19 protein-coding genes are annotated in these 23,596 nt (G+C 37.8%); 7 read left to right on the plus strand and 12 right to left on the minus strand.

Features of this window, described 5'->3' with window-relative positions:
* Positions 1-33: 33 nt before the first annotated feature.
* From ACTJIP_RS15865 to ACTJIP_RS15900, 8 genes are all read right to left on the minus strand, one after another.
* Entirely contained in the window at positions 34-2,187 is a 2,154-nt protein-coding gene (locus ACTJIP_RS15865; protein WP_428168586.1) for an endo-beta-N-acetylglucosaminidase H, read from the minus strand.
* Positions 2,188-2,297: 110 nt separating this feature from the next.
* The gene (locus ACTJIP_RS15870) at positions 2,298-3,725 is read right to left on the minus strand and encodes a glycoside hydrolase family 125 protein (RefSeq protein WP_440704829.1); all 1,428 of its coding nucleotides are present in this window, start codon (positions 3,723-3,725) and stop codon (positions 2,298-2,300) included.
* A gap of 31 nt (positions 3,726-3,756) precedes the next feature.
* On the minus strand, positions 3,757-5,988 hold the full coding sequence (locus tag ACTJIP_RS15875; RefSeq protein WP_077413678.1) for a GH92 family glycosyl hydrolase: 2,232 nt from the start codon (positions 5,986-5,988) through the stop codon (positions 3,757-3,759).
* 116 nt (positions 5,989-6,104) lie between these two features.
* Positions 6,105-7,076 (minus strand): glycoside hydrolase family 130 protein, encoded by a 972-nt coding sequence (locus tag ACTJIP_RS15880; RefSeq protein WP_047376309.1) that lies wholly within the window; start codon positions 7,074-7,076, stop codon positions 6,105-6,107.
* 34 nt (positions 7,077-7,110) lie between these two features.
* Positions 7,111-8,409 carry an MFS transporter gene (locus ACTJIP_RS15885; RefSeq protein ID WP_077413433.1) on the minus strand — a complete coding sequence of 433 codons (1,299 nt, stop codon included), beginning with the start codon at positions 8,407-8,409 and terminating at the stop codon, positions 7,111-7,113.
* A gap of 175 nt (positions 8,410-8,584) precedes the next feature.
* A complete protein-coding gene (locus ACTJIP_RS15890; RefSeq protein WP_077413432.1) occupies positions 8,585-10,210 on the minus strand; it encodes a SusD/RagB family nutrient-binding outer membrane lipoprotein in 1,626 nt (541 codons plus the stop codon).
* A gap of 17 nt (positions 10,211-10,227) precedes the next feature.
* Complete coding sequence (locus tag ACTJIP_RS15895; RefSeq protein WP_077413431.1) at positions 10,228-13,188, minus strand: SusC/RagA family TonB-linked outer membrane protein; 2,961 nt, start codon at positions 13,186-13,188, stop codon at positions 10,228-10,230.
* Positions 13,189-13,575: 387 nt separating this feature from the next.
* Positions 13,576-14,454 carry an AraC family transcriptional regulator gene (locus ACTJIP_RS15900; RefSeq protein ID WP_077413430.1) on the minus strand — a complete coding sequence of 293 codons (879 nt, stop codon included), beginning with the start codon at positions 14,452-14,454 and terminating at the stop codon, positions 13,576-13,578.
* Positions 14,455-14,653: 199 nt separating this feature from the next.
* Here ACTJIP_RS15900 and ACTJIP_RS15905 point away from each other — a divergent pair, with 199 nt between their 5' ends.
* The 6 genes from ACTJIP_RS15905 (at position 14,654) to fabF (ending at position 19,769) form a co-directional block, all read left to right on the plus strand.
* Positions 14,654-15,520, plus strand: coding sequence for a helix-turn-helix domain-containing protein (locus ACTJIP_RS15905; RefSeq protein ID WP_077413429.1), 867 nt, complete (start codon positions 14,654-14,656; stop codon positions 15,518-15,520).
* A gap of 87 nt (positions 15,521-15,607) precedes the next feature.
* Positions 15,608-16,027, plus strand: coding sequence for an OsmC family protein (locus tag ACTJIP_RS15910; protein WP_077413428.1), 420 nt, complete (start codon positions 15,608-15,610; stop codon positions 16,025-16,027).
* 175 nt (positions 16,028-16,202) lie between these two features.
* The gene (locus ACTJIP_RS15915) at positions 16,203-16,808 is read left to right on the plus strand and encodes a TetR/AcrR family transcriptional regulator (protein WP_077413427.1); all 606 of its coding nucleotides are present in this window, start codon (positions 16,203-16,205) and stop codon (positions 16,806-16,808) included.
* A gap of 11 nt (positions 16,809-16,819) precedes the next feature.
* Positions 16,820-18,088: an acetyl-CoA C-acetyltransferase gene (locus ACTJIP_RS15920; protein ID WP_077413426.1), complete on the plus strand. Its 1,269-nt coding sequence runs from the start codon at positions 16,820-16,822 to the stop codon at positions 18,086-18,088.
* Between the two features lie 11 nt (positions 18,089-18,099).
* Positions 18,100-18,525, plus strand: a complete 426-nt coding sequence (locus ACTJIP_RS15925) for a PaaI family thioesterase (RefSeq protein WP_180564958.1) — start codon at positions 18,100-18,102, stop codon at positions 18,523-18,525.
* 2 nt (positions 18,526-18,527) lie between these two features.
* Positions 18,528-19,769 carry a beta-ketoacyl-ACP synthase II gene (fabF, locus tag ACTJIP_RS15930; protein WP_077413425.1) on the plus strand — a complete coding sequence of 414 codons (1,242 nt, stop codon included), beginning with the start codon at positions 18,528-18,530 and terminating at the stop codon, positions 19,767-19,769.
* Positions 19,770-19,842: 73 nt separating this feature from the next.
* Here fabF and ACTJIP_RS15935 read toward each other — a convergent pair whose 3' ends face one another.
* The 4 genes from ACTJIP_RS15935 to msrB form a co-directional block, all read right to left on the minus strand.
* Positions 19,843-20,274, minus strand: a complete 432-nt coding sequence (locus ACTJIP_RS15935) for a hypothetical protein (protein WP_440704830.1) — start codon at positions 20,272-20,274, stop codon at positions 19,843-19,845.
* A gap of 110 nt (positions 20,275-20,384) precedes the next feature.
* The gene (locus tag ACTJIP_RS15940) at positions 20,385-21,140 is read right to left on the minus strand and encodes a murein L,D-transpeptidase catalytic domain family protein (protein ID WP_077413424.1); all 756 of its coding nucleotides are present in this window, start codon (positions 21,138-21,140) and stop codon (positions 20,385-20,387) included.
* Positions 21,141-21,332: 192 nt separating this feature from the next.
* Positions 21,333-21,710, minus strand: a complete 378-nt coding sequence (locus ACTJIP_RS15945; protein ID WP_440704831.1) for a DUF7079 family protein — start codon at positions 21,708-21,710, stop codon at positions 21,333-21,335.
* 7 nt (positions 21,711-21,717) lie between these two features.
* A complete protein-coding gene (gene msrB / locus ACTJIP_RS15950) occupies positions 21,718-22,245 on the minus strand; it encodes a peptide-methionine (R)-S-oxide reductase MsrB (protein WP_440704832.1) in 528 nt (175 codons plus the stop codon).
* A gap of 95 nt (positions 22,246-22,340) precedes the next feature.
* On the opposite strand from msrB, the gene ACTJIP_RS15955 reads away from it, so the two are divergent.
* Positions 22,341-23,585 (plus strand): DUF445 domain-containing protein, encoded by a 1,245-nt coding sequence (locus ACTJIP_RS15955; RefSeq protein WP_077413422.1) that lies wholly within the window; start codon positions 22,341-22,343, stop codon positions 23,583-23,585.
* Positions 23,586-23,596 lie beyond the last annotated feature (11 nt).

The following is a 23,596-nucleotide window of genomic DNA, read 5'->3' on the forward strand; positions in this document are numbered from 1 at the left end:
AATCATTGGGCCGAAGCCCAATGACTGTGGTTATTATTTTACAATTAGTTTTTCGGATTGTTTTAAGCTTCCATCATGAGACTCAAACTGAAGAATATAGTTTCCTGCAGAAATTATGGTCAATTCATACTGATTGTCTCCGGAGTTCAGTGATTTCGTATCTACGATTCTTCCATTAAAATCATAAACCGTTAATTTTCCTTTGCTGTATTCATCCGAAACAGAAACTGTAAGTGATGAAGACTTGCTTACCGGATTAGGATATAATTTTATCTGATTTTTAATATTTATCTGTCCTGCATTTACTGCCTTTTGGATCGAAGCATTTCTTGCTAATAATGAAGTTCCTGTTGTACATGGCAGATCTGTTCCCCAATTGGAAGCATCAACACCTGTCAATGTTAAAGTCACGCCATTTCCTGAAGTATCCTGAACAGTAGAACCACTGCCTTCGTTAAACTTCCAGTAGGCAGCTAATGATGTTGCCGGAACTGTTACATTACACATATTCTGACTGATTTCCGTTTGGCTTAATGCACGTTTCCATACTCTTACCTCATCTATTTTTCCATTGAAGTTTCTTGATGTATTATATAAATATCCTACATTGAATGCTCCTGTTGAATTCACATTTCCGGTTTGTGCTTTAGTTGCATCCAGAACACCGTTGATATACAATTTCATGTTGGCACCATCATAGGTAGCCGCCACATGATACCAAGTATTGGCATTCAAAGCTGTTGCAGAGGCCAGTTTTTGCTGTACATTATTAATACTTACAACAAACTGAAGCTTATTATTTGCCAGGCTGGCATCTCCTAATCTTAAGAATGCAGAATTGCTGTCGCTTACTTCTGTTCCCATGATAGAAGAGATATAAGGAGAAGCTGATTTAAAGGATGAAGGTTTGATCCAGCCTTCAAAAGATAATGCAGAACCGCTTAGTGTAAGATTTCCGGCAGTTCCTGATTCAGTGCTTCCATCTAAAGATAATGCGTAAGAACCTGTAGGAGCCGTTCCTGAAGTGCTTGTAAATCTTGGAGCAAACATATAGGCACTTTTCACACTACAATTCGTTCTGATTCTCCAGTCATACTCGGTATTGGCTGTTAATCCGGAAATGGTTACAGAAGTGGAGCCTGTTGCTGATACAGCATTCGTCCAAGTTGTTGAAGAAGCCGGTTTATAATCAATATCATAGGTATTGGTTCCTACGGCTGACCAATTCAGTTTTGCACTTGTTCCTGTAAGATTGCTTGTGTACAACCCAATAGGCGCATCACAATTTGCCCCTTGTGTCCATGACTGTAAAGTACCGCTTAAAACAGTTGGCTCTCCGTACAACGTCTGAGTTCCTGCTGAAAGTTGTGACGTTTCATTAGTTCCATGTAAATCATACCACATGAATACTCCGTATCCGCCATTTTTGGTCTGTGTAGCCAGACTGGTGGTTGTAGAATTGGAAGTATTTCCCATCCATACGGCAGCAGGAGAGATTTGTGCTTTAGTAAGAGGAGGTACATTTGGAGCGGAGAATGTTCCATACATTGCGTTCCAACTGTAATTGACATTATCCCCTACTCTGGCTCCGTTCCAGGAAAGTTTTGAAGCTGCAGGACCATAATAATAGAATGAAATAATTTTATTCGGTAATAGTGCTCTGAGCTCCTGAACAAGCATTACAAAAGAACTGTCATTAGGCTGCCCTGTCCCATTGTTTCCGTATTCTGAGTATTCATCATCAAAATCAATTCCATCAAGACCATAGGTATTCACTGTATTGGCAAGCTGTAATGCAAAGTCTTTTGCTGCTTCACGGGTAGGGAAATTACAGATTCCCGCTCCCTGGTGATTTCCCAAAATCGTCAGTACTACTTTCATTCCTTTTTGCTGAAGTGGCTTTATGTAGGTATCTGCATTGGTAAGAACCTTGGTAACGTTATTATTGGAATACAGATACGCTCTTCCACGGCTGGTATCATAATTAATATTAGCCGCAAAAATATTCACCACATTGAACAGATAGCTGTTTGATGTCTGCAGTTTGTACGCTCCTGCATTCAGGAGGTTGTTGTTGTTCACTTCTACATAGCATATTCCGGTAGGACTAAGCTGTTGTGCGTTAATCAGAGACCCTGACTGAAGCATCATGGCAATCAGTGCAGTAAAGATGGATTTTTTTTTCATTGTATAATTTTTTTAAGGTGTTTTTGGTGTCTGAATTTTATATAGCATTCCCCTGACACCTTCTTTTTCAGGAAGGAATCTCAAATGAATACACCATATAAAAGGAAGGGCTATGTCAGTAGCTCCGGGTTTTCGTTAAAGGTTTTCCATAACAATTCACCGAATAGCGTATTTGCCCATGCAAACCATTCTCTGGTGAACTTTTTAGCATCGTCTTTATGGAAGGATTCATGCATAAAGCCTGTTCCTCCGTGCGTTTTCTGTAAGGTATCTATACACCATCTGATCTCACTTTTGTCATTGGTAGTGAGTGCCTTCATTATGATACTCATTGGCCAGATCATATCCAATCCGATATGTGGACCTCCTATTCCTTCTGCCAGCTTTCCTTTGAAGAAGAACGGGTTATTTTCTGACCACACAAATTTTCTTGTATTCAAATACACAGGGTCATCAGCTTTCACCGCATCCAGATAAGGCAGTCCCAGCAAGCTTGGACAGTTCGCATCATCCATCAGGTTGTAGCTTCCAAAGCCATTTACTTCAAAAGCATAGATTTTTCCAAATTCAGGATGATTGTAAATTCCGTATTTTTTGATGGCTGTATCTACTTCATCAGCAAGGCTGTTCAGTTGTTGAGCCAGTGTTTTTTCATTTTTAATCTGAGAAACCATTTCCGCAGCCTGGCGTAAGCTTACTACTGCAAATAGGTTAGATGGAATCAGGAATCCGTAGATGGTAGCATCATCACTTGGACGGAACATAGAACTGATCAATCCTACAGGTTTCGTCGGATAACCATATCCACCCATAGGAACTCCATCTGTTGCCCATGCTGTTGTACGCTCAAATTTGTAAGGTCCCAGATCATTTTTTCTCTGCTGTTCTGTAAAGGTCTGCAAAGTAAGTTTTATTCCTTTCAGCCAGTTGGCATCGAAAGGTTTTGTATCTCCTGTTGTTTTCCAGAAGTGATAGGCCAAACGGATAGGATAGCAAAGAGAGTCTATTTCCCATTTTCTTTCATGGGTTCCCGGCTTCATATCGGTATGGTCATATTCTTTCCATTTACTGATCTTTTGGTCATCGTTGTAGAAAGCATTTGCATAAGGATCTTTCAGGATAAAAGTAGTCTGCTTATGAATCACTCCTGAGATCAGCTTGTGCAGCTTTTCATCTTTTTTGGAGAACTGCAGGTAAGGGAAAACCTGTGCAGAACTGTCACGAAGCCACATAGCATCAATATCCCCTGTGATTACGTACGTATCAGGCGTTCCGTTGGTTTCACTATAGAAAACAGTAGTATCTAATGTATTGGGAAAGCTGTTTTCAAAGAGCCAGCTGAGTTCTTTGTTTTTAACTTTCTTTTTAAAAGCAACGATAGCATTTTCTACGGATTCGCTGGTAAAATGTCTTTTTTCTTTAGGAACGCGGACAACAGGAAAATCGTCCAATACTAAATTTTTTGAAAAAACATTCTGAGTAAACAGCAATCCGGCTCCTGCCAGTGCACTTGTTTTAATAAAATTTCTCCTTTCCATTGATACTTTGTTTCGTTTATTTTTATTAGTCTTATTTTACCGGTCTGCTGCCCATTACAAATCTAAGCTCGCCACCGTTCATAATATCACTGTGATTCAATTCCCAGCTTTTGTATTCTTTTCCGTTCAGGAACATTTTCTGAACATAGATATTCTTGTCAGATATTTTGTCTGCAATCACGGTAAACGTTTTTCCGTTCTCCAATTGTAAAGAAGCTTTTGGGAACTGTGGTGCTCCGATAGCATAAACAGGTTTCCCCGGTGTCACAGGATAGAATCCTAATGAAGAGAAAATATACCATGCCGACATTTGACCGCAATCTTCGTTATTGACGATTCCGTCCGGTTTTGCCGCGTACATATTGTCACGGATAAATTTTACCATTTTCTGAGTCTTGTAAGGGCTTCCTGCATAATTGTACAGGTACGGAACATGATGTCCCGGCTCATCACCAAATCCTAGAGATCCGATAAATCCTGAGATATCAACATGCTGTTCTCCTTCCATATGAAGGGCTTCTGTAAAGGTTTTATCCAGTTTTTCTTCAAATCCTTTTTTCCCTCCATACAGATTCATCATTTCATCAATCTGATGAGGAACAAAGAAATCGTAAGCCCAGATGTTTCCGGAAACCCAGTGTGGCTGCAGTTTTTTCCAGTCGTTAAGAGTAAAATCTGCTAAGAATTTCCCGTCTTTTTGTCTTGGCCAGAAGTGATTGTTTTCTTTATTGAAAGTGTTCAGGAAGTTCATAGAACGTTTTTTATATACTTCTGATTCCTCTTTCTTCCCTAGTTTTTCTGCAAGCTGCTGAATACACCAGTCATCATATGAATATTCCAGTGTTGCAGAAACTGAAGCACCGTTTTCTGATGGGGTGTAGCCTAATTTAATATAATCATTAAGACCTCCGCCACCATCACTGCTGCTCATTTTATCTGTTAAAGAAGCATCTTTCATAGCAGCAAATGCTTTTTCCGCGTCAATACCCGGAACACCTTTGGAAATAGCATCCCAAATTACCGAAGCACTGTGATACCCTAACATACAGAAGTTATCATATCCGCAAAGTTCCCAGATTGGCATGTGGTCTTTACGATCTGTATATCTGCTGATCAGGGAATTGGCAAATTCTTTTGTGTGTTTCTGATCCATAATGGTCAACAGCGGGTGAGTTGCTCTGAATCCATCCCAGTAGGAATAGGTGCTGTAATTCGTGAACCATTTTGTATTCATGTTTTCCTGAGCGGCCACATAATCTCCATTGGCATCCATATAAAGATTTGGTGCAATGAATGTGTGGTAAACGCCTGTGTAGAAAATTTTTCTCTGGCTGTCTGTACCTCCAGTCACCTGGAATCTGCCGATCAAATCTCTCCATGTCTTTTGAGCTGTTTCCTTCGCTTTTGCAAAGTCAATATTTTTTGCTTCAGTATCGAAATTTTCCTGTGCGTTTTCTGTACTCACCGGAGACAGTGATACTTTTACTTCAATACTTTCCTGATCTTCTGTAGAGAATCTTACAAAGGCTTTAGCATCCTTGGCAAGGGCAATTTTTTCATCATTTTTGATTTTTCCGTCAGCATAAACGCCGTAAGACTTAAACGGTTTGGAAAACTCCATGACGAAGTATGCAAATCGTTTACCTCCCCAACCATTGCTGTAACAGTAACCTTTGATTTTATTATTGCCTTCTACACTTATCAAAGTGTGGTAGATATTTCCGAAGATTTTATTCGTTGGATCAATAATGATATTAGACTCATCACTTTTCGGGAAAGTATATTTATGAAATCCTACTCTTGGAGAAGCGGTAAGTTCTGCTTTTATTCCATAGCTGTCCAGCATTACAGAATAGTATCCCGGAGATGCCACTTCTTTATCGTGCGTGAATTTTGAACGGTAACCTGTTTCAGGGTTTTCCTCAGATCCCGGAACCATTTTTACCTGTCCCACAGTAGGCATTACCAGAATATCTCCAAGGTCTGCCCATCCTGTTCCGCTAAGATGGTTATGACTGAATCCCATAATCGTTTTACTGCTGTAGTGATATCCGGAACACCAGTCCCAGTCGCCACTTTTTGTATTCTGATCCGGACTCAGCTGTATCATCCCGAAAGGCGTAGTTGCCCCCGGAAACGTATGGCCATGTCCTCCTGTGCCTATGAAAGGGTCTACCCAAGATAAAACATCATTTTTATTTTGCTGGGCACTGGCTACAGAAAACAGGGCTGTAAAAAAGCAGATAATCAGTTCTTTTTTCATGATAAGAGAGGTATCGGAGATTTTTTTGTTTAAAAATAGGAAAACCATTATAAAATTCCCAGAAAACGGGAAAATTAAGATGATTAACCTATTTTCCTAAACTTTATATTACTGTATTAAATTGAATTCTTTTTCATAAAATCAATGATTTCTGAGATATATCCAAAGGCAATCGCAACTACGGTATCAGCAGCACCATAATATACTGTTACTTTGTCACCTTCTGTAAGGGCTGCACAAGGGAAAACCACATTCGGTACATCTCCTGTCAGTTCATACAATTCAGCCGGAGCCAACAGATAAGGCTTCGTTCTGTACAATACTTTTGTAGGATCTTCAAGATCAAGCAAAGCGGCTCCCATAGAATACCTGAATCCTCTGCAGGTATTGATCACTCCATGATAGAAAAGCAGCCATCCTTCTTCTGTTTTGATAGGAACCGGCCCTCCTCCTATTTTTGTACACTGCCATGCACTGTCTTCAAAAGGAGTTACTTTCATCACGCAACGGTGCTCTCCCCAGTACTTCATATCAGGGCTGTAGCTGATATAAATATCACCGAAAGGCGTATGTCCGTTATCACTAGGACGGCTCAACATGGCATATTTACCATTGATTTTTTCAGGGAATAAAACGCCGTTTCTGTTGAAGGGAAGAAAGGCATTTTCACACTGAAAAAATTCTTTAAAATCAAAAGTATATCCAATTCCGATGGTAGGACCATTGTATCCGTTACACCATGTAATCCAGTAGCGATCTTCTATAAAAGTAACGCGGGGATCGTATTTGTAATCGGATTCGATCATATCTGTATTTCCTGCCTGCATTTCAATAGGATCATGATTGATGTCCCAATTGATTCCATCTTTACTGAAACCGGCGAAAATATTCATCTGTACTGCCTTGTTATCACAACGGAATACCCCTGCAAATCCATCCTCAAAAGGAATTACTGCGCTGTTGAATATACTGTTGGATGTTGGTATCGCGTATCTGTTAATGATCGGGTTTTCGGAAAACCTCCACATGATATCATTGCAACCTTCCGGGCGATCCTGCCAGGGGATCATTACTGATTGAGCTGTCATAAAGTATTTTTTACTTTTTATTTTTAAATTATTATTAATTGATTTGTTGTTCTTTCTGATTTTCCGGATAAGGGAAAGGAACAAATAAAGTGGCCAAGAATGCAGGAATCGTAGCAATCAGGACCCAGATAAAGAACATTTTGTATCCGATCCAATCACTGATCATCCCACTGAACATTCCGGGAATCATTACGCCAAGATTCATAATTCCTGTTGCAAAAGCATAATGAGCAGTTTTGTGTTTTCCTGGAGCAATCTGCTGCATCATGTAGAGCATTAATCCTACAAAACCAAATCCATAGCCGAAATATTCTACCACCACAGCAATTCCCACAGGCAATAGATCTGAAGGCTGATAATGCGCTAATAAAGCATATACCACAAATGGAATATTAAATGCACAACATAACCAGATCAAAGATTTTTTCAGTCCACGGGCTGAGATAAAATATCCCGCCAGAACAGAACCTAAAATGAATGCCCCGGAACCATAAGTTCCATAGACAAGTCCGATGTCTGAAGTGGATAACCCCAATCCTCCTGAAGTTCTTGGAGCTTTAAAAAATAATGGAGCAATTTTGATTGCAAATCCTTCTGCAAAACGATATAGGATGATGAAGAGTATACACCACAGAATCTTCTTTTTGGTAAAGAAAGAGGTAATCACTTCCAACAGTTCTTTACGAACATTTCCGGCCGTTTTCTCTTCTTTCTGTTCTTCTTTGTTTTCTTTTGGCAGCATGAAATAGTGGTAGATAGCCAATACAAAAAACAGTAATGCATAGATCACCATAATGATCATCCAGGCATTGGTAACGCCTTTTGTTTTTTCTAAAATACCTGCAAAATAAACGAGTGCTCCACTGCTGATAATCTTCGCCAGATTGTAAAAAGCGCCCTGCCAACCGATATATTTTGCCTGCTCTTTATTGGTAAGAAAGCCAATATACGTTCCGTCTGCTACCACATCATGGGTAGCTCCACAAAATGCTATTACAGCAAAAAGTGCAATACTGTATTTGAAAAAATCATGCATCGGCAGACTTAGCGCTACTAATGCAAACAGAATTCCTATGGCAAACTGAGTAGAAACAACAAAGAATTTTTTTGTTTTATAGATCTCCAGGAACGGGCTCCAAAGCGGCTTTAACGTCCAGGAGAACAGGATAAGGGCTGTCCAGAATGTGATCTGTGAATCCGAAACTCCCATATCTTTATACATGATTCCTGAAACCGCATTAATAGTTACAAAGGGTATACCCATTGCAAAGTACAATGTGGAAATCCAAAGAATTGGCTGTATCCGACGGGTTCCGGAGTTGTTTTTTCCCATATTTAAAAATAAGATTCTAAATAAAAGAGAACATCTCAAAGATTCATTCAGGCTAAAAAAAACGAAACTATAAATTTTTTGGAGATTCTACTCTATTCTCCCGCCTCAATGAATGTGTCAAATAAAAATCTGATGTTGAGATGTCTCTTTATTAATGAGTGATTCTGAATATTTTTTATTTCTTATCCCACCATAGCTTAGTACCTCCGGTATCAGGTCCGTTGAGCATCTGTGAAGCCTGCTGGTAATTATAGAGAGAAGTTTTGGTATCAATAGTAAAAGGAATTCTTCTGATCATGGCTTCTGTACTGATCGCTCCACCACTGTCATTTTTTCTTACTTTGAAGAGAATCGGATATCCAGTTCTTCTCTGCTCAGCCCACGCTTCCGGTCCGTTTGGATAAAGAGAAAGCCATTTTTGAGTAATGATTCTTTCTAATTTTCTTTCGTTGGTATCTCCGTTATTCCATGCAATCGTGATAGTACTTAACTGAGGATTTCCAACAGGTACGTTATTGTCTGCATTTTTCGGATCAAGATAAGGTGCTTCTGTAGAAGTTGTATCAGCAAGATAAGTGGCAACATTGGCACTTTTTCCCCATTCTCCGAAAGACTGCTGAACTCCGGTAGTATAGTTGGTTTGAATATCTCCTGCTCCTGCATATCCTCTCAAAGCAGCTTCAGCCTTCAGGAACCATGTTTCTGCAGCAGTGAATAATTTCATTTTACCATCTGTACCGGAAAAATAATCTCCGTTGGCAGATTTTGCCTGTGGTTGTGAGAATCCTCCGTACGTTGATTTACCATTTAGTAAATCAATCCCCTGGCGTATTCCTATATATTTTCCTTGTAAACCAGCATCTGATGCCGGAATAGCATATGCCGGAAGTCTTGGATCGTTATATCCGTTCATATAAGCCATCAAAGGTGCACCTATTAAACAATCTCCCCATGAATAAATGATGAAGCTCAATTCTGATTGTCCTACACTGATCAAAGCATTGTCTGCGTTATCAGTAATCAACCCTGCTGATGAAGCCAAAGCCTCTTCTGCATATTGTTTTGATTTTGCAGGATCAGCATAGCTTATTCTCATTGCTAACCTCAGCTTTAATGAATTTGCCAGTTTTGCCCACTGAGCCATATTTCCTCCATACACTAAATCTGCATTTTTCAATGATGTTTTATCTTCTACGTTCTTTGTCGCCGGCATTGCCATTACTTTCTGCAAGTCTGTAATAGCAGTACTAAGGTCAGCGATAAAATAATTGTAGGCATCCTGTTGGGAATCAAAATCAGTAACTCCATTAGGATTCGGTTTTTCATATTTACTGTAAACTACCGGACCGTGATTATCTGATACTCTAGCCGCTGTAATCACTTTAAGAATTTTCTTAACAGCAAATGTTCCTGTAAAATCAACTCCTTGATAATTGTTTTTGGCGGCATTATCAATAATGATAGAATAGTTAAAGATATCCTGTTGTCTGGCAATAATCCTGTTGTTCCACCCGTCCATCATAGAATAAGTAAGGTTATTTACCCCTCCGTTGAATGGTGTTGCTGTACTGAACATTCCGCTGTACATATCTGCACTTAAGTTAGGATACAGCTGATAATCTGCCTGAAGCCCTCTCTGGATAGATTTCATAGGATTAACAACGGCGATAAAATCTGCGTAAAAATTTTCAGGGCCTCCCAGCTTTTCCTGGTTATATTGATCAAAGTCATTGGTACATCCTGATGCGGAAAACAGCACTGCTGCTCCAAATACCAATGTTTTAATAGTATTAATTTTCATTTTCGTAATTGTAAAAGTTAGAAGTTAGCTTTTAATGATAATCCGATAGATCTGGTAACCGGCAGACCGAATGAGTCTACTCCCACTCCACCAGGCGTATTTCCTGATACCTGTTCCGGATCAAATGGTGCTTTTTTATAGAAGAAAAATAAATTGGTTCCTACTAAGCTTACCGTTGCATTTTTCAAATATTTTGAGTTGACATCAAACATATATGAAACAGATGCCTGGCGTAGACGTATTGTTGTAGCACTATACAGATAAGCTTCATCAACTCCTTTTCCAAATCCTTCGGTTGTTCCTACTGCTTTATAATAATCTTTTGCATTCGTCAATCCAGTATAAGCTTGTCCTGCATTAGGTGTCCCAGGTGCATAGACTGCATTTGGAATAGATACACCTCCTGCGTCTCTTGCGTCAGCAGTCGACTGGCTTACCCCATATATATCATTCGCTTTTTCTGTAAGAGAAAGAACTTTACCTCCAAATTTACCATCAATAAGGAATGATATTCCCAATTTACCAATATTAAATGAGTTATTGAATCCCATAATAAATTTAGGGTTAGGATTTCCTAGATAAGAAGGAATACCCTCTGCTAAAGGAACGCCTTTTTCATTCACAAGAATACGTCCCTGATCATCTCTTTTAAACTTGATTCCATAAAGATCTCCAAAAGATCCTCCCAGTTTAAGTTTTGTATAATCACCTCCACCAGTCAATGGGAAAGTAAGCTCCTGAGAAACATTTATACTTGTAGGAAATAATTCAACAATCTTATTCTTATTAGCTGATGCATTCAATGTAGTTGTCCATCCAAATTTCTCTGAACCAAATATTTTATACGATAATGAAGATTCAAAACCTGTATTTCGGATTTTCCCTGCATTGATATAATATGATCCAGGTGCCAGTCCTCCTAAATAGGACGGAATTGTAGTTTCCAACAACTGGTTACTGGTATTGGAGTTATAATAAGTAATATCAAAATTTAATTTGTTATTCAACAATCTTAACTCTGTCCCAGCTTCAAAAGTTTTGTTAAGTTCTGGCTTTGGAAGCAATGCTTCAAAACCAGCACCTGTAGCAAAAGAACTTTTAGGATACACAATTGTTCCTGCGTCTACTCCATATACATACCCTTTGCTATATTCAACCATTGCATTAGTAATATTGGTAGGTAATCCCAAACCAACAGTTGCATAAGACCCTCTTACCTTCCAGAAATTAATCACTTCCGGAAGTTTAAAGATAGAAGATAGGATAGCGTTAGCACCTACAGATTCGTAGTCAAAGCCTGTTCTTCCTGTTAATGCCAAAGTAGAATCCCAGTCGTTTCTGAAGGTCATATCTACATAGAACATATTTTTATACCCAACGGAAGCACTCGCAAAAACGGACTGTACCTGTTTTTTCATGTTCGTATAGATATTATGATACCCATCTCCTGGCGATCTGTTTACATTCCACTGAAGGTTATTCAAAGTGAAAAGGTTAGGATTTGCCAGATAAGCATTATCAATTTGTCCTATTTTATTTCTTGTTGTATTGATACTTCCTCCTACTGTAAAATCTAAAGAGATTGACTCACTTATTTTAGGACTACCTATTAACAAAACATCGCCGTAAGTAGAAGAATTTTCATACGTATTTTTAAGCATTCTACCATTAGTACCATTAGCCAGTAAACTTGGTGCTGAAAAGGCTGCAATATCACGCTGGCTATCTGAAATATTCCAGCTATAGTTTCCTCTTACTCTCGCTGTTAACCAAGGATTGATCTGGTAAGACAATGATAGAGCTCCGTATGTATTTTTATTGCTAACTGTAACAGGGTTTCTGTTTAAGATCCAGTAAGGATTCTGCGTTACCGGATTTCCTTTGAAACTTCCGTCTGGATTTACTTCCCACCAGTTTTGAGCCGGCAAAAATCTTGTTTTGTCTAAATAAGAATAATTATCGGCTCCATATTGATCAAAATCTACTCCTCTCGGTAACCAGTACAAACTCGTCAAAGGAGAAAAAGAAGCTCCGGGAGTCTGTCTGTTCTTACTTTCCTGTAATGAACCAATAAAGTTAGCGTCTAATGTCAGTTTATCATCCAAAAACTTACTTGAATTCCTGAAAGAAACATTGTACTGATCAAAATAAGACATCGGAACCACTCCTTTGTTCGTTGTATTACCAATGGAGAAATAGCTTGTTGATCTCTCATTTCCTGACTGAAAAGAAAGGCTGTTTACCCATGTCGTTCCTGTCTGCAGAAAATCTTTAAGATAGTCCTTGGAGGATCCTTTTGCTCCCCAGCTGTCTACAGCCTGTCCTGGTTGTGATCCAGATACAGATGGATCATAAGATAAATAACTATGTTGCAGCTTTGGAAGGCTGTAAGCTCTGTCAACTGTAAGGCTGGAGCTGTAAGTAATTGAACTTTTCCCTGCACGTCCTTTTTTAGTCGTAATCAAAATAGCACCATTCCCTCCAGCTGAACCGTATAATGCAGAAGCCGAAGCTCCTTTCAGGAAGTTGATGCTTTCAATATCATCAGGGTTGATAGAACTCAGTACATCTCCCGGATCCGGCATATTGGAATACTGACCGATATCCGCTGATTTTCCTGTTCCATTGATAATAGGAATACCATCAATTACATATAATGGCTGTGCATTGTTGACAGACTTATTCCCTCTCATAATCACCCTTACCGAGCTTCCTACACCATTAGTTCTGTTGATCTGTACGTTGGATACTTTTCCATTGATTGAATTTAATAGATTGGGAGTTTTCACTTCTGTAAGCTCATCTCCACCAATCTGCTGACTGGAATACGTCAAAGAGCGGGCCTGCCTTTTTATCCCCAAAGAGGTGACTACGACCTCCTCAATACTGTTTGTCTTCGTAGTGTCGGCCGATTTTTTCTCCTGTGCATTCGCAGAAAGTGAAAAAACGAACAGAACAGGTATAACTGCTTTTCTCATAAGGTATAGATTCGTTAGATTTAATTGAGAATCAATTACATTGCTTTATTTTTCAATACAAAAAAAATTATTGTTTTCTTAGCAAAAAATTGCCGTTTATGTATTAAATTATTTAAAGTTTTGTTAAGATTTAATTCACATTCACAAATCTAAATTTTGTAACCAGTCTGATATAATACTATTTTATCATAAAACGATATTATTTTTTCAGCAATTTTATTTAAAAGCCATTAAACCTTTATATATCAACAAAATACACCTTATTAATTTCTATCAAAAAAAGAGGATTTATCTTAGTTTTTTATCAAAATAAAACCGGATATAACTACCCGGTTTTGTGTTTTATTTTGAACTGATGATACAGAAAAAATGAATTTTAAATGAGTATTATTCGATTTTTTTCACCCCTTTGAATTGTTCTTTAAATTCAGTAGGAGTTGTCTTTTTTATTGACTTAAATACCTTATTGAAGTTGGCAATATTATTAAACCCCGCTTCAAAAGCGATTTCAAAAACGGTAAGATTCTTTTCCATCAGCCACCGTGCGGCATAGCTGATTCTTATTTCATTCAGATAATTAATGAAAGTCTTTCCGGTTCTTTTTTTAATAAACCTGTTGAACGTTACATTACTCATATTCACCAATGAGGCTGCATTGTCCAGAGTTATTTTATTTTCAAAATTCTTATGTACAAAATCATGAACGACCTTCATTTTATCATTATCTGCAAAAGTTTCAAGCTCAATACTATACGATGACAAGAGCGTTTTGTTTTCTGCAACTGCCAGTTCATTCAGAATTTTCATAATTTCTATGAATGATTCAAAGCTGTTCATCTTTGACAGATTGAGAAACGAATCTTTTAGTTTCTCAGCCGTTTCCGTAGAAAAAAGAATTCCTCTGATGGAATCTTTCATCAGATTGTTGATGGGTTTCAGAATATTTTTCTCCATCAGTGATTGTTGAAAGAAATCCTGGTTAAATTGTATTGTGATTTCGTGGGTTTTCCTGTTTTTGCATCTGTAATTGGCCCAGCAATGTGGTAAATTGGGTCCTACTAAAACCAGCTCAATGTTTCCTATTTCTCCGGTGTGATCTCCAACCATTCTCCGGTATCCTTTTCCTTTGTAGATAAAGTTGATTTCAATTTCCGGATGATAATGGTATGGAAAATCAAATGATGCTTTAATCCTGTCAAACACAAGAAAACTGTCCTCAGGAGATAGTGGAGTTATTTCTCTCAGAATATTTTCTAATTCGCTCATGCAGGCAGTTTTGAAAAAAGGTTAATAATATAGACCGTAATACAAATCTTTGTAAAAATGATAAAATAATATCAATGTAAAAACATATTTCCGATTTATTTTATTCCAATTCCATATGGCTTACATCAGAAATTTGGGTATCATTAATTTAATACAGCTCAAATCATGCTTTTTTGTATCTTTAAACTAAAGTTAAAGTATGCCGCAACAGCTTATTTTTGAAGATCACTATAAAAGACTCGGACTGGAAATATTTTCAGAAGAAAAACTGGAAAATTTCAACGGAAACCATTTCAGAACTGATATCAAAGTATTTTTTATTCCCTCAGGATACGAACTTACGGTAGATTTTAATCATTACAAAACAAAGAAACCCTCACTGTTTTTTTTGACGAACCAACATCTAAGCATACAAAAAGGAAAAGATGAATCTATTCTGCTTTTCTATAACCGTGATTTTTATTGCATTCAGATTCATGATAAGGAAGTAGCGTGCGATGGACTTCTCTTCCATAATGTATTTGAGATTCCTTTCGTAGAGCTTGATCCTTCCGAAGCGACTCTTATAAAAGATCTGTTTCAGAATATTCAGGATGAACTTGAATGGAAAGATTCGTCTGCTGAGGAAATGATCAGAACCTATGTAAAACAGATTATCATCCGGGCTACCCGAAAATGGAAAAAACAGAATTTAGATAATGAAACACTCAGAATACCAGGCAGTGAACTTGATATTTTCAGAGACTTCAGCAGACATCTGGAAATACATTTCAGAGAAAAACATAATGTAGCAGATTATGCAGACCTGCTTCACATTGCCCCAAAGACCTTAACCCATAAATTTAAAAATTTAAATCTGGATTCTCCCAATCAGTTCATCATCAACAGAATTTTATTAGAAGCAAAAAGGTTACTATTCTACACCGATAAACCTGTTAAAGAAATCGCCTACGATCTTGGATATGAAGATCCGGCCTATTTCAACCGCCTTTTTACCAATAAAACAGGCAACACTCCTTCCAATTTTAAAAAAAATTACTCGTCGGGAAAAAAGTACAATATTTAAGTCTTTTTATCTATTGAATACTCCCTACCACCGACATACCTTTGTAATATCAAAATCAAACAACATTAAATACAAAAACAAAACATTATGAGACGTAACGCAACAGCCGTTTGGAACGGTACCATCAAAGAAGGAAAAGGACACTTAACTACTCAAAGTACGACTTTAAACCAGACTCAATATTCTTTCAACAGCCGTTTTGCGGATGGTGTAGGGACAAACCCTGAAGAATTGCTGGCAGCAGCTCATGCTGGATGTTTCACCATGAAATTAGATGCAGAGCTTTCACAGGCAGGGTACAATCCTGAAGAGCTAAAAACAACTTCTGTAATTACTCTTGATCCAAATATTGGAAAGATTACAAAATCTGAACTGACTTTAACTGCTAAAGTTCCGGGAATCTCAGAAGAAGAATTCCAGAAATTTGCTAAGATTGCTGAAGAAGGTTGCCCTGTAAGTGCAGCATTCAACTTTGAAATTACATTGAATGCTACTCTGGAGCAATAAAAATATGAATTTCAACATCAATAGGAACGGGCTTTAGCCCGTTTTTTATTTTAAAACAATTCTATTGGCTTTAGTCAAAACTTAAAGACACACAAGATCTGTATCCGTAAATTTTAAAATAAAATATACCGAGCGGTATATTTTTGTATATTTGTATAGTATTTAACCATTTATAATGTCGAAGGCCGAAAAAACAAAACAGCATATCATCGAGAAAACAGCAACTCTTTTTAATACAAAGGGTTATATTTCCACATCGCTGTCCGACATTACTCAGGCAACCGGATTAACGAAAGGAAGTATTTACGGAAATTTTGAAAATAAAGATGAAGTAGCCATTGAAGTCTATAAATACAATGCCGGATTGCTGGGCAAAACCCTCAGCCGCTCTTTTAGTGATGAATATCCTAAATCCCTGGATAAGCTTCATGCTTTTGTAGATTTTTACCGGAAAAACTGGAAGTTTGTTTTCTCAAACGGAGGCTGTCCCATCATGAATGCGGCAACAGAAGCTGATGACTCTTTCCCTGCTTTAAAAAACCAGGTTAAAAAATCTTTTGAACAGTGGATGGCCAAAATATCAGCCGCTATTCTGGAGGGACAACAGAAGGGTGAAATTGATAAAAAAGTAAATGCTGAGCAATATGCGTCCCTATTCATCATGCTTATTGAAGGTGGGATTCTGCTCTCAAAAACAATGGGTGATCAAAGTTTTCTAAATCATGCTTTGGATAAAATCATCTACATGATTGATCATGAACTCAATATTCTTCCATCATAAATTATACAAATATGGAAACAAAAAAAGTGGCAATTGTAGGATACAACAGAATTCCTTTCGCCAGAATGAATACAGCTTATTCGGAACAGGGAAACCAGGATCTGCTGCTCGCTTCTCTGAACGGATTGATAGATCGTTATCACCTTAAAGGAAAAAGACTTGGAGAAGTTGCCGGCGGTGCAGTGATTAAGCATATTTCCGAAAGCAACCTCATCAGAGAAACCGTGATGAATACTACTCTTGATCCGGCAACTCCTGCATGTGATCTTCAACAGGCATGTGACACGGGCATTGAATCAGCTATTTATATAGGAAATAAAATTGCGCTAGGCCAGATAGAATGTGGTATTGCATGCGGAGTGGAAGCTATGAGCAACATCCCGTTTGAATCTTCTCCCAGATTAAGAAAAGCACTCTTAAAAGCCAATAAAGAAAAATCAGCATTTGGAAAAATAAAGCAGCTTTTAAGCCCGAAACTGAAAGACTGGATGCCTATTCCTTACAAAGGACAGGAGCCCAAAACAGGTCTGGTAATGGGAGAACATACAGAAATTACTGCTAAATACTACAAAATATCGAGAGAAGAACAGGACGAACTGGCTTTAAAAAGTCATCAGAATATGGCAAAAGCCTATGACGAAGGATTCTTTGATGATATGATTACGCCTGCCTTCGGATTAGATAAAGATAATAATATGCGCCGTGACAGCAGTATTGAAAAATTATCACAGCTAAAACCTGCTTTTGATAAGCAAAACGGAACTTTAACAGCGGGAAATTCAACGCCATTTACCGATGGTGCTTCTGCAGTTTTACTGGCCAGTGAAGAATGGGCAAAAGCCAACAATCTTCCTGTTTTAGCATATATTACTTTTTCAGAACTGGCAGGAATAGAATATGTTGAAAATAAACAGGATTTACTTCTGGCACCCGTTTTTGCTGCAGAAAGAATGCTGAAAAAAGCAGGTATGAACCTCTCAGATTTCGATTACTATGAAATCCATGAAGCATTTGCCGCGCAGGTTTTAGCTACCATAAAAATCTGGGAAAATGAAGAGCTTGCCAAAAAATTCGGATTGGAAAAGGCACTTGGTAAGATTGACAGAAGTAAGCTGAATGTAAAGGGAGGAAGCCTGGCCGCAGCCCATCCTTTTGCAGCAACAGGTGGAAGAATTATTGCAACCCTGGCAAAATTACTTGATGAAAAAGGCAGTGGAAAAGGTTTTATATCCATTTGTGCCGCACGTGGACAGGGAGTAACCATGATTTTAGAGAAATAAAAGTTGAAAGTATGGATAGATTAGCACAATTACAGCAATTCATCGGAAAAGAATTTGATCAGTCCCCATCTCCTTTTATGAAATGGCTCAACCCTATTGTTCTTTCTGTTGAAGAAGGCCAACTGGAATTTCAATATACAGTAAGACCGGAGTGGCTGAACCCTATAGGAAATCTTCACGGTGGAGTTACCGCAGCAATTATAGATGATATCATTGGCGCCACCATGTTTTCTTTAAATGAAAATTCTTTCATTACCACTATAAATAATGTCATAGATTATTTTTCAACTGCAAAAGAAAATGATAATATTGTAGCTGAAACTAAAATCATTAAAAGAGGTAAGCAATTCGTAAACGCTCAATGCGAAATATGGAATGCAGACAAAACACGATTAATCGCAAGAGGAACCTCGAATTTATTCAAAATCAATAACTAAGTATGAAAAGAGTTGTCATTACAGGTCTTGGCGCGGTGACGCCTTTGGGAAACAATGTCGAAGAATTTTGGCAAAACAGTATCAACGGAGTGAGTGGAGCAAATACAATCACCCATTTTGACACAGAAAAATTTAAAGTACATTTCGCATGTGAGGTTAAAAATTTTGATCCAAAACTCCATTTAACACACAACGAAATCAAAAGAAGTGATTTATTTTCACAATATGCAATGTATTCTACCGCGGAAGCTTTAAAAGATTCCGGACTTGAACTGGAAAACATGGATCCATTTGATGTGGGTGTTATCTGGGGAACAGGACAAGGCGGAATGTGGACTTTTGAAAGCGAGGTCATGAACTTTGCAGCTGGTGACGGAACACCAAGATTCAATCCTTTCTTTGTCCCGAAATTCATTGCCAATATGGCATCGGGAATGATTTCCATGAAATATGGTCTTCAGGGAATTAATTATACAACAGTTTCAGCATGTGCAACCGGAAATACAGCTTTGATGGACGCCTTCAACTATATCCGTCTTGGAAAAGCGAAGGTGATCGTAAGCGGTGGTTCTGAGGCTGCCATTTCTCCGGCTTCTATCGGTGGATTTTCCATTATGAAAGCTATGTCTACAAGAAATGATGATTTTGCAACAGCCAGCCGTCCTTACGATGCAGACAGAGACGGTTTCGTGATGGGTGAAGGCTCAGGAACATTGATTCTTGAAGAATATGAACACGCCAAAGCAAGAGGGGCAAAAATATATGCAGAACTGGTAGGTGCAGCCATGACAGCGGATGCTTATCATATGACGGCACCTCATCCCGACGGTGTTGGAGCAATCAAAGCAATGCAGCTGGCTCTTAACGAAGCAAAGATCACTGTAGATGATATTGATTATATTAATCCTCATGCCACTTCTACTCCGCTTGGAGATCTGGTTGAGCTCAATGGAATTAATAAATTATTTAAAGGAAGTAAAAATCTTGATATCAGTGCAACGAAATCCATGACAGGCCACCTGTTGGGAGCTGCGGGAGCTGTAGAAGCCATAATTTCTATTAAAGCGATTCAAAACGGAATTATTCCGCCAACGATCAATCTTCACAGTATAGATCAGAATATCCCACAAGATATCAATATTGTCTTTGGAGAAGCAAAAGAAAAAGATATTACCTATGCTTTAAGTAATGCTTTTGGATTCGGAGGGCATAATGCGACTTTAATTTTCAAGAAATTCAGCTAATTTGAATTAAAATAATTGAGAATCCCTGTATGAAATCATACAGGGATTTTTTATTCTAACTTATCTTTAACTGTTATATAAAATCATCATCAGGAATGAAAAAGTCACCTTCATTCTCTAAAATCGGGATATAAAGTCTCTCCCATTTCTTACCTTTCACCATATCCCAGCTGTGTCCGGCACCTTTAAGATCTTCAGCTAAAAGGATGATTCCTGGTTTAATAATAAATGTAGTACCATCTGTTACTTTAAATCTTATATTCCCTTTGATGGTAATAACATATTGCCTTCTGGGCGCTGGATGATCATTTTTTTCCCATTCTTCAGTTTCATTACTCATCCAGAAAACCGATGCATTGATATGTTTAAGGGTGGGCATTTTACCTTTCTCAAAAGTACATGAGCCATCAGGATTATTAATCAGTCTTATGGCTGGAATGAATCCTGTCAATGTTTCCAGAGCTACACTTATATTTTTATGATTTTCATGCTGTCCATTCATCATTCTGTTATACTTTAAGGCTAAAAGGCTTATATAAATTTAATTCTTATTTTCGAATTGCAGGACTATTTTAAAAGAAAAAGAGCAGCCAAATCTGACTGCTCTTTTTATCTTTACGCTTTCAACCATTCTGAGGAAGAAAGATAATTCTGATCAGGATAATAGATGAACAGACAGTTTTTTCCTTTAATCGTATTGATTATAGATTGTGTCAGCTCTCTTGGGACAGCAGGGCATCCCCAGCTTCTTCCGATTCTTTTGTGCATTGCCGCAAATGCATCACTTACATAATCCGCACCATGCATTACAATTGCTCTTCTGTATGCAGCATCATTAAAGCCCTTATCCATTCCCAATAACTTCAGAGAATATCCGTTGTCCCCCTGATAGGTTGCATCCGTAATATAAAATCCCATGCTGCTCTGCAGCGAACTTTCCCTGTTAGAAAAATTCGTCGCAAATTCTTCGCCTGTATTTTTTCCGTGTGCCACTAAAGAGTTGAACAGAACTTTCTTGTCTTCCAGGTCAATGATCCAAAGTCTTTTTGTGTTAGAAGACATAGAAAAATCGCAGATAGTCAATAAATGCGAGTCTTGGGTAAGCAATCCTGCTTTTTTTAAATTTTCATAACCCGTCAATGCTTTTGAGAACACTTCATAATTCAATTCGTGTTCAGGGTCAAATGCAATAGATTGGTATAATGCTTCTGATGAAGATACGGCTGTTGTGCTCTTCTCAGATTTCGTTTCAGCTACTTTTTCAGTTTTCGTTGTTTTTACATTCTCACTTTTCGCCGCTAGTCTTGGGGAAATGTAGAATGAAGTCGTCACCATGTAAACAAGGCCTAATACGCTATAAAATCCTTTCATTCAATACTATATAAATCCAAATTAGTGGGGCAAAATTATAAAAACATAATTACCAAGGGGTTATAACTCTAAAAAGTTTAACGCTATTTAAGAAACTTTAACGTCCTGATTCTGTGAATTAAAGCACTTATTTTTGAGAATTCGAAATACATCAAGGCTCATAAACACTCAAGGTTTCCTTCCATTGGAAAGTCAGAAACCTATCTGATGATAGATTTCTTCAAGTCTTTTCCAATAATCTCTATTTACCTGTTCATATATTGGATAAATACATTTGATAGCAAGAATATCCAGCTCACTTCGGGATTCCATCCAGTTCATAATATTTTTAACTAATCTTTTTTCTTCAAAGCCAGCCCATTCGCCAGCCGGATTCAGCAGATTAGAAAAAAGAACGGGAAAAATTTCATATTGATCTATCTTTTTAATCTTTTCAAAACTAAAAGGACTTTTAAGAAAAATTCCGGTCATATACTGAAATTGCCATTCCTGAAGTTCTATATCCAGATATAAATCAGAAAGCGCCAGCCATACAAGTTTACGTTCCTCAAACAACTCCGGTTCTTTCATTTCATGTTTACTTCTTAGAATCAGCTACAAACTCAAGGCTTACGGAATTCATACAGTATCTTAATCCTGTAGGTTTTGGACCGTCATCGAAAACGTGTCCCAGATGGGAATCGCATCTTTTACAAAGCACTTCTACCCGATCCATTCCATAAGACTGATCTCTTATATAATAGACTCCTTCTTTATCAGCTTCAAAAAAACTTGGCCAGCCGCAGCTGCTGGAAAATTTTGATGTAGAACGGAACAGGTGATTTCCGCAAACGGCACAATAATATTCTCCTAACTCATCAAATTCGTTATATTTTCCTGTAAAAGCTCTTTCTGTTGCTGCTTCCCTGGCAATTGCATATAAATCCGGTGCGAGGATTTTTTTCCATTCTTCGTTGGAAATATTAAGTTTTGCAGTATCAGTTCTGGAATAGTATGGATTGTTTTTTGCTTCTGTATTTTCCATAGAAGAGGTTTTAATAGGTTCATATTTCTGCGTACAAGACTGCAGAAAAAATAATAAGGTGATTGAAACTAAAAATTTCATCGTAAATTTCATTCTTTAACCCCAAAAGTTTTGAGGTTTAAAAGCTTTTATCAAGATTAAACGGTTTCATAACCAAATTTAGTAAATTTGAGAATATGAATGACGAAGCAAAAAGAAAACAACTGAGAAAATATAAAGCATTTGCTACAGGATTATTCGTTCTGATGGCTGTTATTTTCATTGTTACCACTATTTTACAGAAGTCTAATAACTCTCATTGGATCGGTTATGTGCGGGCCTTTGCTGAAGCTGCTATGGTAGGAGCTCTTGCTGACTGGTTTGCTGTAACCGCATTATTCCGCCATCCGCTCGGGCTTCCGATCCCTCATACCAATCTGATTGAAAACAGTAAACAAAGACTTGGAGACAACCTTGGGAGTTTTGTAGTGGGGAACTTTCTTTCTCCTCAGAATATACGTCCTTACATCCAAAAGCTTAAAGTTTCCAATTTTGTCGGAGAATGGCTGGCAAAGGAAAAAAGTCAGGAAATTTTGATTAGAAATCTTTCAGATATTGTTCTTGATATTCTCAATAAACTGGATAACTCCACAGTAAGCCAGTTTATCAGCAAAAAGGTGTCTGAGATGACAGACGATATCAAACTTAATAAAGTAGTTGGAAACGGGATAGGGTATATTCTGGAAAAAAATGATCATCAGAGAATCATCACCAATCTTTCAAAACAAATCAAAGAATATATCATTGAAAATGATGAAATGATCCAGGAACGTGTAAAAAAAGGCAGTTATTCATTCATTCCATCTTTTGTAGATAATAAAATTGCGGATAAAATTACCGACGGACTTTCTGATTTTTTTAAAGAAATAGAAGAAGATCCTCAGCATGAAGTAAGAGGATTGATTACACAGAAAATTCATGAATTCTCCGTTGATCTGAAAGAGGATCCGAAATGGGATGAAGAATTTAAAACCATCAAAAACGGACTCCTGAAAAATGATAAACTGGATGAGTATTCCAATGACATCTGGGTTTCTATCAAAAAAACACTGATGAAAGAGCTTCAGGAAGAGCATTCTGCATTGAAAAACTATCTTTCTAAAAACCTGAATGAATTTGCACAGAATTTAAAGACAGATGAAAACCTTCAGAACAAAATTGACCATTGGGTTCGGGTAACGGCCTATAAATATATTCTGAAAAACACCCACCAATTCGGGAACCTCATCAGTACAACTGTTGGAAACTGGCAGGGAAAAGAGCTTAGTGAAAAATTGGAACTGGAAGTGGGAAAAGACCTACAGTTTATCCGGGTCAACGGAACACTGGTTGGCGGCCTGGTCGGGCTTATTATCTACACCATCACCCATTTCTTCCTCTAAAAAACTAGTGA

The organism is Chryseobacterium sp. 22543 (assembly GCF_052044565.1).
GTDB lineage: Bacteria > Bacteroidota > Bacteroidia > Flavobacteriales > Weeksellaceae > Chryseobacterium.